Origin of the sequence: Bradyrhizobium sp. 195 (assembly GCF_023101665.1) — a bacterium.
Taxonomy (GTDB): domain Bacteria; phylum Pseudomonadota; class Alphaproteobacteria; order Rhizobiales; family Xanthobacteraceae; genus Bradyrhizobium.
In genome coordinates, this window is sequence record NZ_CP082161.1 from 3,565,771 (window position 1) to 3,582,596 (window position 16,826).

The 16,826-nt window shown below is 62.4% G+C and carries 13 protein-coding genes; 11 read left to right on the forward strand and 2 right to left on the reverse strand.

What is annotated here, in order from left to right; genetic code table 11:
* The first annotated feature begins 30 nt into the window (after positions 1 to 30).
* From IVB26_RS16255 to IVB26_RS16275, 5 genes are all read left to right on the forward strand, one after another.
* Complete coding sequence (locus IVB26_RS16255; RefSeq protein WP_247972571.1) at positions 31 to 711, forward strand: YoaK family protein; 681 nt, start codon at positions 31 to 33, stop codon at positions 709 to 711.
* The gene (locus IVB26_RS16260) at positions 708 to 2,393 is read left to right on the forward strand and encodes a SulP family inorganic anion transporter (protein ID WP_247972572.1); all 1,686 of its coding nucleotides are present in this window, start codon (positions 708 to 710) and stop codon (positions 2,391 to 2,393) included. The genes IVB26_RS16255 and IVB26_RS16260 overlap by 4 nt, the downstream gene beginning before the upstream one ends.
* Positions 2,394 to 2,530: 137 nt before the next feature.
* The gene (locus tag IVB26_RS16265; RefSeq protein WP_247972573.1) at positions 2,531 to 5,284 is read left to right on the forward strand and encodes a decarboxylase; all 2,754 of its coding nucleotides are present in this window, start codon (positions 2,531 to 2,533) and stop codon (positions 5,282 to 5,284) included.
* A gap of 18 nt (positions 5,285 to 5,302) precedes the next feature.
* Positions 5,303 to 7,003 (forward strand): aspartate:alanine exchanger family transporter, encoded by a 1,701-nt coding sequence (locus IVB26_RS16270; RefSeq protein WP_247972574.1) that lies wholly within the window; start codon positions 5,303 to 5,305, stop codon positions 7,001 to 7,003.
* A gap of 19 nt (positions 7,004 to 7,022) precedes the next feature.
* Positions 7,023 to 7,457 (forward strand): hypothetical protein, encoded by a 435-nt coding sequence (locus tag IVB26_RS16275; RefSeq protein WP_247972575.1) that lies wholly within the window; start codon positions 7,023 to 7,025, stop codon positions 7,455 to 7,457.
* Between the two features lie 359 nt (positions 7,458 to 7,816).
* Here IVB26_RS16275 and ppk2 read toward each other — a convergent pair whose 3' ends face one another.
* Complete coding sequence (gene ppk2, locus IVB26_RS16280; protein WP_247972576.1) at positions 7,817 to 8,617, reverse strand: polyphosphate kinase 2; 801 nt, start codon at positions 8,615 to 8,617, stop codon at positions 7,817 to 7,819.
* A 26-nt stretch (positions 8,618 to 8,643) separates the two neighbouring features.
* Positions 8,644 to 9,099 (reverse strand): hypothetical protein, encoded by a 456-nt coding sequence (locus IVB26_RS16285; RefSeq protein WP_246916299.1) that lies wholly within the window; start codon positions 9,097 to 9,099, stop codon positions 8,644 to 8,646.
* 177 nt (positions 9,100 to 9,276) lie between these two features.
* Here IVB26_RS16285 and IVB26_RS16290 point away from each other — a divergent pair, with 177 nt between their 5' ends.
* From IVB26_RS16290 to IVB26_RS16320, 6 genes are all read left to right on the forward strand, one after another.
* Entirely contained in the window at positions 9,277 to 9,720 is a 444-nt protein-coding gene (locus IVB26_RS16290; protein WP_247973183.1) for a hypothetical protein, read from the forward strand.
* A complete protein-coding gene (locus IVB26_RS16295; protein WP_247972577.1) occupies positions 9,713 to 10,945 on the forward strand; it encodes an HlyD family secretion protein in 1,233 nt (410 codons plus the stop codon). The genes IVB26_RS16290 and IVB26_RS16295 overlap by 8 nt, the downstream gene beginning before the upstream one ends.
* A 105-nt stretch (positions 10,946 to 11,050) precedes the next feature.
* The gene (locus tag IVB26_RS16300; protein WP_247972578.1) at positions 11,051 to 11,851 is read left to right on the forward strand and encodes a DUF2092 domain-containing protein; all 801 of its coding nucleotides are present in this window, start codon (positions 11,051 to 11,053) and stop codon (positions 11,849 to 11,851) included.
* 360 nt (positions 11,852 to 12,211) lie between these two features.
* The gene (locus tag IVB26_RS16310) at positions 12,212 to 14,125 is read left to right on the forward strand and encodes a sensor histidine kinase (protein WP_247972580.1); all 1,914 of its coding nucleotides are present in this window, start codon (positions 12,212 to 12,214) and stop codon (positions 14,123 to 14,125) included.
* A gap of 96 nt (positions 14,126 to 14,221) precedes the next feature.
* Positions 14,222 to 15,907, forward strand: a complete 1,686-nt coding sequence (locus tag IVB26_RS16315) for a DUF3300 domain-containing protein (RefSeq protein ID WP_247972581.1) — start codon at positions 14,222 to 14,224, stop codon at positions 15,905 to 15,907.
* Complete coding sequence (locus IVB26_RS16320; protein ID WP_247972582.1) at positions 15,904 to 16,821, forward strand: DUF2950 domain-containing protein; 918 nt, start codon at positions 15,904 to 15,906, stop codon at positions 16,819 to 16,821. The genes IVB26_RS16315 and IVB26_RS16320 overlap by 4 nt, the downstream gene beginning before the upstream one ends.
* Positions 16,822 to 16,826 lie beyond the last annotated feature (5 nt).

Below are 16,826 nucleotides of genomic sequence, written 5' to 3' on the forward strand. Positions count from 1 at the left end.
GCAGCTATTGCGACAGCCGTCATTGCTGACATGAGCACCCTGGACGTCGCAGCCGGCGTGGTGCGCCGCGAGGAGACCGTCGAGGTGGTGCTGCTGCTGGCGTTTGCCGGCGGCTATATCGACGCCTATACCTGGATCATCCATGGCGTATTGGCGAACGCCCAGACCGCCAATCTGATATTTCTCTGGGGCTACGCGACCGCCGGGAATTGGGCGAAGGCGCTTCACTTCGTGCCGCCGATCCTCGCCTTCACAGTGGGCATCGTCATCGCGGCATGGCTCCGTCGCGCCACCGGCGAACGAGCTGGCGCGGTCAGCATCTTGATCGAGATCCTGTTGTTGGCTTCAATCGGCATTGTGCACAACCGGATGCCTGATCTTGCAGGTACGCTCGGTATTTCGCTCGTCGCCGCGATGCAGACCGCCATCTTCACCAAGGTCGAAGGCGTCCTTTGCAGCACCGTGATGATCACGGGCAATATGCGCCAGGCGGTCGAGAATATGTTTGCAGTAACATCCGGCGACGCGGCGGTCGGAACACTGCGCCGCTCAGGCATCTTCGCCGCCTTGTGCGCCGTGTTTGGCTTTGGCGCGGCGATCGGTGCCTTAGTCACCAAAAGCATCCCCGATCTCGCGCTCGGCATTCCCGTGGTTGCGTTGCTCGCCGTATTGCTGCGCTGCGAGGCGACGCCCCGCGAGGTGGCGTCGTGAACGCGCCACGTGGCCTCGGCTGGACACGGTTCTTTCCGCCGTTCGGCTGGCTTGCTGCCTATCGGCGCGAATGGCTTCCCTCCGACGCCGTCGCCGGCATCACCCTGGCCGCCTACGCCATCCCGGTTTCGCTCGCCTATGCTGCGCTGGCAGGCCTGCCGCCACAGGTCGGCGTCTACGGCTACATGCTCGGAGGCATCGGCTATGCCTTGCTTGGATCATCGCGGCAACTCGCGATCGGTCCAACCTCAGCGATCTCCCTGATGATTGCGGGCACCGTCGGCGCACTCGCCGGCGGCGATGCGGTGCGCTATGCGCAGATCGCGAGCCTTGCTGCCTTTGCCGTGGCAGTGCTGTGCTTCATTGCCTGGCTGTTCAAGCTGAGTGTGCTCGTCTGCCTCGTCAGCGACAGTATTCTGGTCGGCTTCAAGGCCGGTGCGGGACTCACCATCATCATGAGCCAGTTGCCGAGCCTGCTCGGGGTTGCCGGCGGCGGCCATGATTTCTTCGACCGCGCCGTCAAGCTGATGGGGCAGCTCGGCGATATCGCCCCGCTTGTGCTTGCGATCGGCGCGTTTGCCGTGTTGTTGCTCCTGCTCGGAGAGCGGCTGCTGCCGGGCAAGCCGGTCGGCATCACCATCGTGGCGCTGGCAATCCTGGCCGCTTCGCTGCTGGGCCTCCCGGCGCTCGGTGTGCCCGTCACAGGGAAGATACCCGAGGGGCTGCCGGTACTGGGGATGCCCACATTCGGGCTGCTGGAGTTCGACGATCTGTTCCCGCTCGCCGCCGGATGTGTGCTGCTGGCCTACATCGAAGGCGTTTCTGCTGCCCGCAGCTTTGCAGCGAAGCACGGCTATCCTCTCGACGTCAGGCAGGAGTTTTTGGGGTTGGGCGCCGCGAATCTCGCGGCCGCTTTTGGCCATGGCTACCCCGTCGCCGGCGGCCTGTCGCAATCCGCAGTGAACGACAGCGCCGGCGCACGAACGCCGCTGGCGCTGGTGATCTGCTCGGTGACGCTGGGGCTGTGCCTCCTGTTCTTCACCGGGCTCTTGACCAACCTGCCCAAGGCGGTGCTCGCGGCCATTGTCTTTGCCGCGGTGTACAAGCTCGTGGATATCCGCGCGCTGCTTCGGATGTGGCAGGTCAGCCGCATCGACTTCTGTGCCGCGTCGATCGCGCTCGTCTCCGTGCTGCTGCTGGGCATCCTGCAGGGTGTCCTGCTGGCATCGATCGCATCTATCTTCCTGTTGCTGGCACGGGCCTCGCGGCCCAATGTGGCATTCCTGGGCCGGCTGCCGGGTAGCGGCCGCTATTCCGACAGCGCGCGGCACGAAGACGTCGAGCCCCTAGCCGGCATCCTCGCGTTCCGCCCGGAGGCTTCGCTGCTCTATATCAATGTCGGAACGATCCTCGAGGCAGTCCTGATCGCGCTCCGGCGATCGCCGGACATCCGGCTGGTGGCGTGCGACCTTTCGGCATCGCCCTATATCGATCTCGCTGGCGCGCGCATGCTGCACGATCTGTACGACGAACTCGCCGCGCGTGAGGTCACGTTCTGTATCGTCGGCGCGCATGCGCAGCTCCGCGACCTGCTACGGGCCGAAGGGCTCGCGGAAAAGACCGACAGCGGCCAGTGGCTACGCTCGCTCGACAGCGTCTTGGGCGATGTCAGACGGGCCTGACGCTGTTGCGCTGCGCTGCCAACGGTCTCGTCAGGGCTGATTAGAATGCGCACGACCGTTGACTTGGATCAATGGAGCGACCGCCACCGTACTCACGATCCCGCATCACCTTTGCTCCAAGGGATCGGGAGAGACGCATGTCCAAGGACACCAAACTCGCGCAAAAGCGCATCGACCAGTTTTTTTCGGGGCCGGGGGCACGGGCGGACGACTGGCGTGATCTCGTGGAGGCTGCGAAGACTTGGGCGCGGGTGGGCAATCGCGCGGCTTACGATGCGGCGCTGGCCGATCTCTGCATCATCGAGGAATTTCACGGCTATCCCGGTCTGCAGTTGATGGCGGCGCTGCGGGAAGCTGCCGCCGCCGGCGACGGAGCGACCTCGTTCGCCCTTGCGACGAGGATTGCCCAGGCGCTGGCCACGCGATCCTTCCGCCAGCATGCTGGCGACTGGAGTGCCAAGGATGATGGCAATGGCGATGCGCCCGAACTAGTGCCGCCGAGCTTCGGCGCGCACGCGGCGCGCCGGCCCTATTTCGAGACCCTAATCGTGACCGGTGTGTCACCCGGCCAGTGGCCGACGCTCGCCGCCGAATGGCGCAAGCTGCGGCGTCCCGTCGATGCCTTCGTCTATGAACCCGTCATCGTCGGCAGCCTAGAGGACGCCTTCTGCGCGACGATGCTCAATCCGAACATCGGAGCAGTCATCATCAACGAGGGCTTTGGCCTTCGTTCGCGGCATAACGCCCCGGTGCTGCGTTCGATCATGGCTACAGCCGGTCTGAACGACGAAACCGACGGGTCGGCGCTGCGGCTCGCTCAGATCATCAAGCGCGTCAGGCCCGAGCTCGATCTCTACATGATCTCGAACCGCGACGTGGAAGAGCTCGCCGGCAATTCCGAGGCGGACGTGGTTCGCCGCATCTTCTATTCCGTCGAAGAACTTCTGGAGCTGCACCTGTCGATCCTCGAAGGTATCCAGGATCGCTACGACACGCCGTTCTTCGACAATCTGAAGAAATACGCCCAGCGCCCTATCGGCACGTTCCACGCGCTGCCGATCGCTCGCGGCAAATCCATTTTCAAGTCCGACTGGATCCGCGACATGGGCGAATTCTACGGCCCGAACCTGTTCCTCGCCGAGAGCAGCGCCACCACCGGTGGCCTCGACAGCATGTTGGAGCCGACCGGCAACATCAAGAAGGCGCAGGAGAAGGCGGCGAGGGCGCTCGGAGCCGACCGGGTCTTTTTTGTCACCAACGGCACCTCGACGTCGAACAAGATGGCGGTGCAGGCGTTGCTCGCGCCGGGCGACATCGCAATCGTCGATCGCAACTGCCACAAGTCGCATCACTACGGAATGGTGCTGGCCGGAGCGCAACCGCTCTATGTCGAAGCGTTCCCGATGACGGAATATTCGATGTATGGCGCGGTGCCGCTGAAGACGATCAAGCAGGCGCTGCTCGGGGCCAAGGCCGACGGCCGGCTCGACCGCGTCAAGCTGCTCGACCTGACCAACTGCACCTTCGACGGTCACATCTACAATACCCGCCGGGTAATGGAGGAATGTCTCGCGATCAAGCCGGACCTGATCTTCCTCTGGGACGAAGCCTGGTTCGGCTTCGCGCGCTTCTCGCCGTTCCTGCGCCGCCGCACCGGTCTCGGCGCCGCCAACGAGATCGAGGCGTGGATGCGCGATCCGAAGTCGGTCGCGGCCTATGAGAAGCAGCAGACCGAGCTCGGCAAAAATCCATCCGACGAGGTGCTGCTCAAGACCCGGCTCATCCCCGACCCGAGGCAAATCCGCCTGCGCGTCTACCAGACCAACTCGACCCACAAGTCGATGTCGGCGATCCGCCAGGGGTCGATGCTTTCGGTCAAGGACGTTGAATTCCACACGGTCGAACAGCAGTTCAAGGAAGCGGTGTTTACCCATGCCTCGACCAGCCCGAACCAGCAGCTGATCGCCAGCCTCGACATCTCGCGGCGGCAGATGGAGCTGGAGGGCTACGGCCTCGTCGCCAATGCGATCGAAATCGCGTTCGCGATCCGCCAGGCGGTCAACAACAATCCGCTGATCTCGAAATATTTCCGTATCCTCGGTGCCGACGTCATGGTGCCGGCACAATACCGCCAGAGTGGCTTCACCGACTTTCTCGCCCCCGGCGTCAACTGGGCGAATACGCTCAAGAGCCTGGACGACGACGAGTTCTGCCTCGACCCGACCCGCATGACGCTGGTGTGCGGCATGGCCGGCTATGACGGCACGCAGTTCAAGGGCATTCTCGCCAACGAGTATAATATCCAGGTCAACAAGACCTCGCGCAACTCGGTCCTGGTCCAGTCCAACATCAACAACACCCGCAGCGACGTTGCGCATCTCATTCGCGTCCTCGCCGAGGTCGCAGGCGAGATTGACCGAGGTCTGGCCCAGGGCGGCGCCAATGCCAGGAAGACCTTCGAGGCACGGGTCACGAGCCTGATGAAGGACGTGCCTGATCTGCCGAACTTCTCGCATTTCCACCCGAGCTTCCGCGGCGATGCAGGCGCCAAGACCAACGAAGGCGACATCCGCACCGGCTTCTACGCCGCCTATGACGTCGCAGGTTGCGAGCATCTCCGTCTCAGCGATCCCGAGATCGACCGGCGGCTGAAGGCCGGTCCCGAACTGGTCTCCGCCAATTTCGTGATCCCGTATCCGCCGGGCTTCCCGATCATGGTGCCCGGCCAGGTCATCACCCAGGAGACCATCGACTTCATGCGCAAGCTCGATGTGAAGGAAATTCACGGCTACGACGCCAAGGAAGGCCTGAAGCTCGTACGCACGGAGGCCTTGGCGAAACTCGGCAAGCCGAAGCCCGGCACGCAGCCGAAGCTCAAGGCCGCGTCATAAGTCGCAAAGGGGACGAACATGCAAGGTTTCTTCTCTTTTTTGCAGCACAATCCTTATCTGCTGCTGTTCTTCGTCGTCGGGCTCGCCGTCTGGATCGGACGGGCCAGCATCAAGGGTTACGGCCTCGGCATGGTCGCCGGCGCCATCGTGGTGGGCGCGGGCCTCTCGGTCTGGGCCTCGATCTACGGCGTCAAGCTCGAGCTGAACACGTTTGCGAAGAGCCTGTTCTACTATCTCTTCATGTACGGCGTCGGCCTGCGGGTCGGCCCGTCCTTCATCAACAGCTTGAGGGGCGACGGACTTAAGTTTGTCGTCCTGGCGACGGTGTCGAGCGTAATTGGTCTGGCGCTTGTCGTTATTTTTGCAAAACTCTTCGCATTGCCGCCGGGGGCGGCCGGCGGCATGCTGGCGGGCTCACAGACCATGTCGGCCGCGATCGGTTCAGCCGAGCAGGCGGTGACATCAGGCGTCGTCAAGCTGCCGGAGGGCATGAAACCCGAAGATGCCGCGGGCATGATCGCGCTGTCCTACGGCATTACGTACATCTGGGGCACCGTCGGCATCATCCTGATCTGCAAGTATTTGCCGCGCTGGTGGGGCGTCGACGCAAAGGCCGCCGCGAAGCAGTACGAGGCGGAGTTCGGCGTCAAGGATCTCGAAGGCGGCGGCCTGACCGGCTATCGCCAATTCGGGCTGCGTGCCTACCGGCTGGAGAATCCGGCGCAGGTCGGCATGAGCATTGCAAAATTCCGCGCGATGAATCCTGAATACCGTATCGTCAACGTGGGGCGCAACGGTGAGCCGCAAGGAGCCGATCCCGATCTCGTCCTCCGAAAGGGCGACATTGTCGCGCTGGGCGGCTCGACCGAGCATCTCACCGACAAAATGGGATTGATCGGCCCGGAGGTCGCGGATGCCAAGACCCTGGGTATTCCCATGGACCAGGCCGACATTCTCGTCACTAACAAGGAGATGGTGGGACGCACCTTCGAGTCTTTCCGCGAAACGGCAATCGCCGGCCAATTGCAGGTCACCAAAGTCGAGCGCGGCGGCGTGCAGATACCCGCCGGTCTCAAGACCGAGTTGCAACGAATGGACATCGTCTCTGTGGTCGGCCTGAAGTCCGCCGTCAACGAGCTCGGTGACATGTGGGGCCGCATCGCGCGCACCAACACCTCCACCGACCTGCTGACGCTGGCCACCGGGATGATCCTCGGCTTCCTGATCGGGATGATCGAATTCCCGGCCTTCGGCGCCAAGATCGGCCTCGGAAATGCCGGCGGCCTGCTGCTGTCTGGCGTCATCGTGTCCTCGGCCGTGTCGCGGCTGCGCTTCTTCGGCAACACCCCCAACGCTGCGCGCAACGTGCTGGAGGATCTCGGCCTCGTCGTCTTCGTCGCCATCGTCGGCATCAACGCCGGAGCGGGATTGCTCTCACAGCTCACGGGCGCCGTGGCCTTGAAGATCTTCATCGCCGGCTTCATCGCCTGCACCGTCCCGCCCTTCATCGTCTGGGCGATCGGCTATCACGTCTTCAAGATCAACCCCGCAGTGCTGATGGGCGGGGTGGCCGGGGCGAGGTCGCATTCCGGTCCGTGCCGTGAGGCCGCGGTCGAGATCCAGAGCTCCGTGCCCTGGATCGGATTCCCGGTCGGCTATGCCGTCTCGGGCATCCTGCTCACCATCTTCGGCTACTTCGCAATGATCTTGGCGCAATGATAACTAAGGGGAAAGAGTTATGAGAAAGCTTGCCATCGGCGCCGCTCTGATTGGGTCGCTTGCAGCTACCGCTGGTTTCAGCACGCCATCGCGTGCCGAGACCGGTGAGGTTGCGGTCGTCTTCACCAAGGGCGGCTTCATCGTCGGCATCGGTGGCGGTGAGGGTGTTCTGCTCCTCAGGGGCAAGAAGTATCCGTTCACTGTCTCTGGCATGAGCGTCGGTTTCACCATTGGGGCGTCGACCACGAAGTTCGTGGGTCGCGCGCTCAATCTGAGGGGGCCGGCGTCGATCGAGGGTTCCTATGCGGTGGGCGGAGCGGGCGGTGCGGTTGCCGCAGGCGCCGGTGCCGTTCAGCTCCAGAATGGCAATGGCGTCATCCTTCAGCTCACCGGGCCAAAGGTCGGAGCGGAAGTATCTGCGGCGGTGGGCGGTGTGACCATCCGTTTGAAATAGACCCGGAGCACGGTCGGACCGCCCAACACGCGGCTCGACGCGAGGACTGATTCTCGCGGCTGTTGCGGCCTTCGTTCTTCTCGCGATCACTCTGATTCCCGATGATGCCCACGCCCGTCGCGGCGGTGCGGCTTTCACGGGGTGAGGGGGCATGCGCGGCGGGGGGCTTCCACGGTGGCGGCGGCGCGGTTCACGCCGCGACGCCGCCTACGGCGCAGCCGCAATTGGAGCTTAAGGCTACTACAATTGTCCGCAGACTCAGTATCCGTATTGATATCACGCGCTGCTGACGGGCCGACTAGAGGTCCGTCGGCAGGTCTGCGTCATGCGATCGGGCCGGTCATTGCGCGGCCTGATCTTCAATATTGCTCTGCGACGAAATTCATCCCGCGCAAGCCCGCCTGGTCGTTATAGTGCCCCTTGTCGGAGCGTTTCGGCAGTCTGATCCTGTCCTTCTTGATGGGCTTGTGCGGGATGGACTTCAGGAGATGCGCGATGCAGTTCAGCCGCGCCCGGCGCTTGTCGTCGGAGCGGATGATATACCACGGCGCGTCTTTCGTGCTCGTTTTCCGGAGCATCAGGTCGCGGGCTCGCGAATAATCATACCAGCGCCGATACGATTCCAGGTCCATCGGGCTCAGTTTCCATTGCCGGACCGGGTCGTCGATGCGCGCCTTGAAGCGGCGTTCCTGCTCGTCCATCCCGACCTCCAGCCAGAACTTGATCAGGATGATGCCGCCGTCGATGACGTATTTTTCCATTTGCGGACACAGCGACAGGAAGCGATCGTGCTCGGCGGGTGTGCAGAAGCCCATCACGTATTCGACGCCGGCGCGGTTGTACCAGCTTCGGTCGAAGATCACGATCTCGCCGCCGGCGGGAAACTGCTCCATGTAGCGTTGGAAGAAGAGCTGCGTCTTCTCACGGTCCGAAGGTGCCGGCAATGCCACGACGCGAAATACGCGCGGGCTGACCTTCTCGGTTATCGCCTTGATCGTGCCGCCTTTGCCGGCCGCGTCGCGACCTTCGAAAAGGACGATGACACGGAGCTTGTTCTGCCTCACATAATCCTGGAGGTGACACAGCTCGACCTGGAGTTTTTCCAGCTCCTTCTCGTAATCCTTGCGCTTCATCCGCTCAGAGGAGTCGTCCTTGGCCATGTCCGTTCCTTTGACTGCCTTCCTCGCTAGTCATCGCCCCAGGAGATGGTCACGCCGATATCGCCCGGCATGCCGCCCGGGAAGTCAATGATCTGATAGGCAATGCGATAGCCGCGCGGCTTCAGATAGTCGGTCCAGAGCTGGAAGATTTCCTTCGGGATGCCGGTCAGGGTGCTCTCCCAGCCCTTTTCCTGCTGATTGATGGCGCGGCCCTTGTCCGTGCACAGCGTGTTGGGGAAACGATAGACCTGAACCTCGGTCAATCCATTTCGCACCGCACGCTGGATAATGGTCGAAGCGAGCTTGATCTTCTCGTCCTCGGTCTTGCCCGACGGCTTTGTCAGTCGATCAATCAGGGCCCGCTTCTCTGCTTCGGCGGCGGCGGCAAGGCGGACATATTCGTCTGCTTTCTCGGCCTCCTTGAGGGCCGCTTCCTTCCGGATCTGCGTGGCACTGGGAATGAGATCATCGATGCCGGGCATGACAGGGGGCTCCTGCTTGGTTGCTTTATTTCAGCTTTCAGGCGACGCTAGGTGGCGCCGTTTTCAGGCCGTTGATCCAGATCAAGCAATTCCGCAGCCCGCTGCGGACACTGCGTTGGAAAATCAGGCGGACATGCCTCAGATGAGGAGAGAACGTTGAGCGAGCAACTTCATCCGATGGCTCCGCATCATCTGCCGTTCTATCTCGCGCCGGGAAGTGGCGTGGATCCGCTGATGGTGGTGATGGGCATCTTCCTGATCGGCGTCGTGTTCTGGGTCGGCACGCTCTATTGGAAATTACACAGCCTGCCAGAGCGGATGGCGCACAAGTCGCAGAAGCTGCAATTTGAATTTGTCGCCGTGCTCGGTCTGATTTCGCTCTTTACCCATATGCATGTCTTCTGGGTGGCTGGCTTGTTGCTCGCACTTATTGATCTTCCCGATTTCGGTACGCCAATGCGCAGCATCGCCGACTCCGTCGAGAGGATCGCTGACGGGCAGCCGACAGAGCCGAAATCGTCGATGCCCGAGGACGGAACGCCGCGTCCAGATGATCAGGGCGGTTCGCCGCCGGAAGAAAAATCCCGCGTCATGAAGGAGAAGGAGCGCAGCCATGTTTGAGCTCATGTTCTGCTCTCTCCTCACAATACTGCCAGATTACCTCTATCGCCGGTATGTCCAGGGCAAACGTTTCGGCAAGGAGATCACCTTCTTCTCGGTCTGGTATGAGCTGCGATGGGGCATCACGGGTTGCTTGATGCTCACGGTCTCGCTGATCACCATGATCTTCTACTTCCATCCGTCCACCACCTCGGCAGCGCTCTATTTTCGCACTGTGCCGATCCTGCCTGAGGGATCGGGACGGGTGGCCGAGGTCAAGGTTGGTTTCAGCGCGCCGGTGAAGCAGGGCGACGTGCTGTTCACGCTCGATAGTTCCAAGCAGCAGGCTGCGCTCGAGACGGCAAAGCGCAAGGTTGCCGAGGTCGATGCATCAATGACGGCGGCGCAATCCGATGTGGTCAAGGCCGAAGCCCAAATCCAGGAGGCAAAGGCCAGTTATCAGCAAGCCAAGGACGAACTCGACACGAAGTCCGACCTTCAGCGCCGCAATCCCGGTATCGTGCCGCAGCGTGATATTGAGAAGCTCCAGGTTCTGGTCGATCAGCGCCAGGCCGGAGTGGACGCGGCGAAAGCCGTAAAGGAATCGGAGACGCTGCAAGTATCGACTTTGATTCCTGCGCAGAAGGCGAGCGCAGAGGCTGCTCTCGCCCAAGCCCAGGTCGATCTCGACAAGACCTTTATCCGAGCCGGTATCGACGGACGCGTCGAACAGTTCCTGATCCGCACAGGCGACGTCGTCAACCAGTTGATGCGGCCCGCCGGTGTGCTGGTTCCCGAGGGAGCTGGCCGGAAGTCTCTGCAGGCAGGCTTCGGTCAGATTGAGGCCCAGGTGATGAAGGAAGGCATGGTGGCGGAGGCGACCTGCATCTCCAGGCCTTGGGTGATCATTCCGATGGTTGTCACGACAGTGCAGGACTATATCGCCGCCGGGCAGTTCCGCGCAGGCGAGCAATTGATCGATCCGCAAAACATCGTGCGTCCCGGCACGATCCTTGTGTTCCTGGAGCCGCTCTACAAGGGAGGGCTGGACGGCGTCACGCCGGGCAGCAGTTGCATCGTCAATGCCTACACCAGCAACCACGAAGAAATATCTGCCGAGGGCACCAGTACCGGCCGCAAGATCGCGCTGCATGTCGTCGATGGCGTCGGCCTGGTACACGCCTTGCTCCTGCGCATCCAGGCGCTGCTGCTTCCCATCAAGACGCTGGTTCTGAGCGGGCACTGACACGGTTACACGCAACGGAAATTGCCGCCAACGCTCTTCTTGATTCAAATCAACAATGCAGGGACCGGTGCGTCCTGAATGCGCTTCCATCACGGGAGTATCCTCATGAAGAAGAAAGAATTCCTTCGCGCAAAATGCCGCGCCAGCTCGGCGATTGCCGCAGCAGCGGTGATAGTTGCCGCGACCGCTTCGGCCCGCGCTGACGATCCAGCCAAGCTCCTGAAATCCATGACTGACTATCTCGGCGCGCAGAACACACTGTCCGCTGCCTTCGACAGCGACATCGAGGTCATTACGCCGGAGCTGCAGAAGATCCAGTTTGCGAGCTCGGGTCAGCTCAAATTGAGCCGGCCCGACAAGCTCCGCGTCAGGCGCACCGGCGGCTATGCCGATATCGAATTGATCTATGACGGCAAGACGGTCTCGCTCTACGGCAACGATGCCAAGTCCTATATTCAGGCGGAGGCGCCGGGCACGGTGGACCAGATGATCGCGACGATGCAAGCCAGCTCGGGCCTCGGCATGCCCGGCACCGACCTCATCCTCTCCAACGCTTTCGACGAGCTAATGGCCAGCGCCAGCGAAGGCAAGCATATCGGCCAAGGCGTAGTCGATGGCGTCGAATGTGAGCACCTTGCTTTTCGGAACCCCGAAATCGACTGGCAGATCTGGATCGAGCAGGGTGCTAAGCCAGTGCCGCGGAAATACGTGATCACCAGCAAGACGCTCTCAGGTGCGCCCCAATACACGCTGCGGATCAGGGACTGGAAGACCGATGCTTTTGCGGATGCCGACACATTCATCTTCAAGGCCCCTGCGGGCGCGACCAAGGTCGGTCTCGATTCCGTCGCGATAGCCGAATTCGACGAACTCCCTCCCGGAACTCCGTCAGGAGCAAAGAAATGATCAAGTCGCGACAAATCCTCATCTACGCATCCGCAGCAATAGCAGTTGCCGCAGGACTATTCATGAATGGGACTCGCCACCTTGCCGAAGGCGCCTTTGTCTCGGAGGCGCAAGCGAGAGTAGGGCGACCGCTGACCCCCATGAGCTATGCCGGCGTTGCCCGTAGGACGACGCGCCGGGCGGTGGCTGTTGGTGCGGCGGCCGGCGCGGCTGGCGCCTATGGTTCGTCGTGTGTGCAGGTTGTGGATGCCTACGGCAGGGTGACCACGCGCTGTTAATGGCAAACCCAACGGGATGATTGGCTCCTGCCCGGTTCGAGTTAGAGTAACTGCGGCAGGCAGCCACTCTTCCGGAGAAAGCATGAGCGGGCGCATCTTCACAGCCCCGATCAAGTCGGATTGGCCGATCACGGTTGCCCGGCTCATTCTTTGCCTGCTGTTTTGGGGGGCTCTGCGGCCTGCGGCGCTCGCCGCCGAGCGCAATGAACCCAAACGGGTTTTGCTGCTCCATTCCTTCGGTCGGGATTTCCGGCCTTGGAGCGAATATGCGCGGAGCATCAAGGCCGAACTCAAGCGGCAGTCGCCATGGCCGCTCGACATCCAGGAGCACACGCTTCTCACTGCGCGCTTCAACGATCCTGGGCCGGAAGCGCCCTTCGTCAACTATCTCGGCTCGCTTTACCAGGGCGCGCCTCCCGACATCGTCCTCAGCATCGGAGCGCCCGCGGCGCGGTTCGTGCAGGGATACCGCGCAAAGCTCTTCCCCAAAACGCCGGCGGTGCTGACCGTCGTCGAGCAGCGGCTGGTGAACGGCCTCGACCTTACTGACGACGACGTTGTCGTGGCGGTCCGCAACGATTTCATGGCCGCCTTCGGCAACATCCTTCAGGTCCTGCCGGACACCAAGACGGTCGCCGTCGTCATCGGTGCCTCACCGCTCGAGAAGTTCTGGATCGATGAGGTGAAGCGGGAGCTAAAGCCCCTGGCGGGCCGGCTTGACCTCATCTGGTATTCGGATCTGCCGTTCGAGGAGATCCTGAAGAGCGCGTCAACGCTTCCGCCCCACACAGTACTGTTCTGGGGCCTGATGTCGGTCGATGCCGCAGGCATCGTTCACGAAGGCGACATCGCCTTGCGCAGCCTGCACGCGGTCGCCAACGCGCCGATCTTTTCCTACCAGGAGCCCTTCTTCGGCGGGAGCAGCGTCGGCGGCCCGATGCATTCGGTTGGCGAGACCAGTTCGAAGACCATCGATGCCGCTATCCGCATCCTTCGCGGGGAGAAGCCCGCCAACATCAAATACGAAGCAATTGAACTCGGGCCACCAAAATACGACTGGCGCGAGATTCATCGCTGGGGCATCAGCGAGAGCAATTTGCCGCCGGGAAGCGAGGTTCTGTTTCGCGAGCCGCGAATGTGGGAGCGGTATCGTTGGCAGATCGCAATGATCGCAGCGGTGTTCCTGGTCCAGGGCGGGCTGATCAGCGGATTGCTGCACGAGCGTCGCCGCCGCCGGCTGGCTGACGTCGAGTCGCGGCAGCGCCTCGCGGAGCTCGCGCATCTCAGCCGTTATGCGGCCGCCGGAGAGATGACGACTTCCATAGCGCACGAGCTTAACCAGCCACTCGGCTCGATCCTGACCAACGCCGAGACAGCGGAGCTCATGCTGAAGAGCGCCTCTCCCAACCTCGATGAACTCAGAGCGATCCTGGCTGATATCAGGCGCGACGACCAGCGAGCCAGCGAAGTGATCCGACGGCTGCGCAGCATGCTGAAAAAGACTCCCTTCGAGGTGCGTGACGTTCAACTGAACAGTACCATCCGCGAGGTCGTGGGTTTCGTCGCTGATCTGGCGCAGGGACGTGGCGTCGTACTGAGCTACGCTCCCGCGACGAGCGAGCTTTATGTTCGGGGCGACCCGATTCATCTTCAACAGGTCCTTCTCAACCTCATCATCAATGCGCTGGATGCGACTGCTGAGGCTCAGACAAGCAAGCGAGAAATCAGCGTGGCCCTGAGTCGTACGGGGAGCTTTGCCGAGGTCAGGGTCCGTGACACCGGTCCCGGCGTCCGGGCGGATGATCTCAAGACGATCTTCAATCCGTTCTTCACCACCAAGCCGCAGGGAATGGGCATGGGACTGGCGATCGTCCGTACCATCGTCGAGGTGCACCACGGAACGGTTTCGGCGGAAAATCTGCCGCCCGGTGGAGCTGTGTTCACGGTCAAGCTTCCGATCCTGCGATCGACCTTCGCGTTGCAGCAGGGCGATTGAGCCAGCCTCGGCGGAGCGAACTTCCTTTGATCTTTGTCAAAGAACGATCCAGTCGCGGACCGATCCTGCCAATCGCGAATTCGATGGAGGATTGTGATGCGTGGTTGTGCGAAAGCTCTGGTGACGCTTGCGCTATTGACCGCTATGCCGGTCGTCGCCTCGGCGCAGACAGCAGACAATCCTGCAGCTCCAGTAGCTCAAACGCAGCCGGGGAGCCCGCCGCCGCCGAGCGCCGAACTCCTGAAGCCTGAACAGCTCGAAGCGCTAGTCGCGCCGGTCGCCCTCTATCCCGACGAATTATTGGCAAATGTGCTGGCGGCCTCGACCTATCCGCTGGAAGTCGTGCAGGCCGATCGCTGGCTGAAGGAGCGCAAGTCGCTGAAGGGCGATGCGCTCAGGGCCGAGGTCGAGAAGCAGGCATGGGATGACAGCGTCAAGGCGCTGGCGAGCACTGCAGAGGTGCTGACCATGATGAGCGACAAGCTCGACTGGACCAAGAATCTCGGGGACGCCTTTCTTGCCCAGCAGGCAGATGTGATGGATGCGATCCAGCGATTGCGCACCAAGGCCTATGACAACAAGAAGCTCGTTACGACCAAGCAGCAGAAGGTCAGCGTCAAGACGCAAGAGAACAAGCAGGTGGTCGTCATCGAACCGGCCGAGCCCGGGACGATGTACGTGCCATATTACGAGCCAGCCGCCGTTTATGGGGCATGGCCTTACGCGGAATACCCGCCCTACTATTTCGGCTATCCCTCTTATATCGGCGCAGGCGTTGTCGCGGCTGGTCTTGCGTTCGGCACCGCCTGGGCTATCGGACGCTGGGGCAATTACTGGGGCGGCGGCTGCAACTGGGGCAACCGCAACGTCTACGTCAACCATCGCAACACCAACATTAACACCGGCTGGCAGCACAATGCGGCGCACCGTCAGGGCGTGCGCTACAACAACGCCAATGTTCAGCAGCGGTTCGGTAACAACAATCTAAAGACTGGCGCGGCGGACCGGATGGATTTCCGCGGCCGCGACGGCAACCAGGTGCTGCGGCCGGATCAAGGAGTGCGTGACCGCGCGGGCGACGGTGCTGGTGATCGTGGTGGCCCGGGTGATCGCGCTGGTGACCGGGCCGGAGATCGCGCGGGTGACCGTGCCGGCAATCGTGGCGATCGGCCGGGCGACCGCGCCGGTGCTGCGGGCGCCAAGGGCGGCGGTGACCGCGCTAAGAATGCTGGCAAGGGCGGCGGCGATCGCGCCAAGGCCGCTAACCGCGCAGGTGGCGGTGCGGCCAACCGTGGCGGAGGCGGCAATCGTGGCGGCGCGATGAACGTTTCCTCCGGCCGATCGGCGGCCGCGGCATCGGCACGTGGGCGATCCAGCATGGCCAGCATACCCCGCGGTGGCGGCGGCGGACCGAGCATGGCCGGTCGTGGCGGTGGTGGCGGGATGTCGATGGGTGGCGGCGGTGGCTTCCGCGGTGGAGGCGGAGGAGGCGGGCGCGGCGGTGGTGGTGGCCTGCGCTCCGATATGGCGCTGAAGCACGACGTCGTCCTGCTCGGCTATCTCGGCAACGGCCTCGGCTATTACCGCTTCAGCTACGTCGGCAGCGACAAGGCCTATGTCGGTGTCATGGCGCAGGAGGTCGAGCAGGTGATGCCGAACGCCGTAACGCGCGGAAGCGACGGATATCTGCGCGTGTACTACGAGAAGCTCGGACTGACATTCCGCACCTACCGCGACTGGCTCGCCGGCGGCGCGAAGATCCCCGCGGAGGTGTCACCATGACCGGTCTGAAATCGTTACGCCGCGCGTTTCTGCCCGGCATCATGGCCCTGGCGCTGCTTGGCTCTGCGTCACAGGCCCAGCAATCGTACGAGACGCCGGAAGACGCTGCCGCGGCGCTTGCGGCGGCGGTCAAGAGCGGGCCGGGCGACATCCTGAAAGTGCTCGGCAAGGCCGCCGAGGACATCGTCTTCTCCGGTGACGAGATTGCCGACAACGATATACGCCAGCGCTTCACGTCGATGTATGACGCCAAGCATGGCCTCAAGGCGGAGGGTAACAAGACCGCAACCCTGATGCTGGGTCCGGACGATTTTCCGTTTCCGATCCCGCTGATCAACACCAAGTCCGGATGGGCGTTCGACACTGACGAGGGGCGGATCGAAGTGCTCCGCCGCCGCATCGGCCGGAACGAGCTCGACGCGATCCAGACCGCACTCGCCTATGTCGACGCCCAGAATGAATATGCCGGCAAAGATCGCGGTGAGGGCGTCGGCGTCTACGCGCAACGCATCGTCAGCAATCCCGGCAAGAAGGATGGGCTGTTCTGGCGCGACGACAACGACCCGAGCCCGCTCGGTCCGCTTGCGGCGGAGGCCTCTGCCGAAGGCTACAAAGCTGCAGGTGTAGGGCCGAGCCCATATCACGGATACTATTTTCGGATCTTGAAGGGGCAGGGGATGGACGCGCCGGGCGGCCCACTCAACTACGTCGTGAAAGGCAAGATGATTGGCGGCTTCGGGCTGATTGCCTGGCCTGCCGAGTATGGCAATTCCGGCGTGATGACCTTCCTCGTCAATCATGACGGTACCGTCTACCAGAAGGATCTCGGCAAGCGCACAGACTTCGTCGCCAGGCGTACCTCCTTGTTTGATCCCGACCAGACCTGGAAGAAAGTCGATGCAGAGAAACCTTGAGCGCT

What these genes read in the sequence shown, in the direction of transcription:
- IVB26_RS16255 (WP_247972571.1), top strand. Translation starts at nt 31, where the DNA reads ATGAGCACCCTGGACGTCGCAGCCGGCGTGGTGCGCCGCGAGGAGACC.
- IVB26_RS16265 (WP_247972573.1), top strand. Translation starts at nt 2,531, where the DNA reads ATGTCCAAGGACACCAAACTCGCGCAAAAGCGCATCGACCAGTTTTTT.
- IVB26_RS16270 (WP_247972574.1), top strand. Translation starts at nt 5,303, where the DNA reads ATGCAAGGTTTCTTCTCTTTTTTGCAGCACAATCCTTATCTGCTGCTG.
- IVB26_RS16275 (WP_247972575.1), top strand. Translation starts at nt 7,023, where the DNA reads ATGAGAAAGCTTGCCATCGGCGCCGCTCTGATTGGGTCGCTTGCAGCT.
- ppk2 (WP_247972576.1), bottom strand. Translation starts at nt 8,617, where the DNA reads ATGGCCAAGGACGACTCCTCTGAGCGGATGAAGCGCAAGGATTACGAG.
- IVB26_RS16285 (WP_246916299.1), bottom strand. Translation starts at nt 9,099, where the DNA reads ATGCCCGGCATCGATGATCTCATTCCCAGTGCCACGCAGATCCGGAAG.
- IVB26_RS16290 (WP_247973183.1), top strand. Translation starts at nt 9,277, where the DNA reads ATGGCTCCGCATCATCTGCCGTTCTATCTCGCGCCGGGAAGTGGCGTG.
- IVB26_RS16295 (WP_247972577.1), top strand. Translation starts at nt 9,713, where the DNA reads ATGTTTGAGCTCATGTTCTGCTCTCTCCTCACAATACTGCCAGATTAC.
- IVB26_RS16300 (WP_247972578.1), top strand. Translation starts at nt 11,051, where the DNA reads ATGAAGAAGAAAGAATTCCTTCGCGCAAAATGCCGCGCCAGCTCGGCG.
- IVB26_RS16310 (WP_247972580.1), top strand. Translation starts at nt 12,212, where the DNA reads ATGAGCGGGCGCATCTTCACAGCCCCGATCAAGTCGGATTGGCCGATC.
- IVB26_RS16315 (WP_247972581.1), top strand. Translation starts at nt 14,222, where the DNA reads ATGCGTGGTTGTGCGAAAGCTCTGGTGACGCTTGCGCTATTGACCGCT.
- IVB26_RS16320 (WP_247972582.1), top strand. Translation starts at nt 15,904, where the DNA reads ATGACCGGTCTGAAATCGTTACGCCGCGCGTTTCTGCCCGGCATCATG.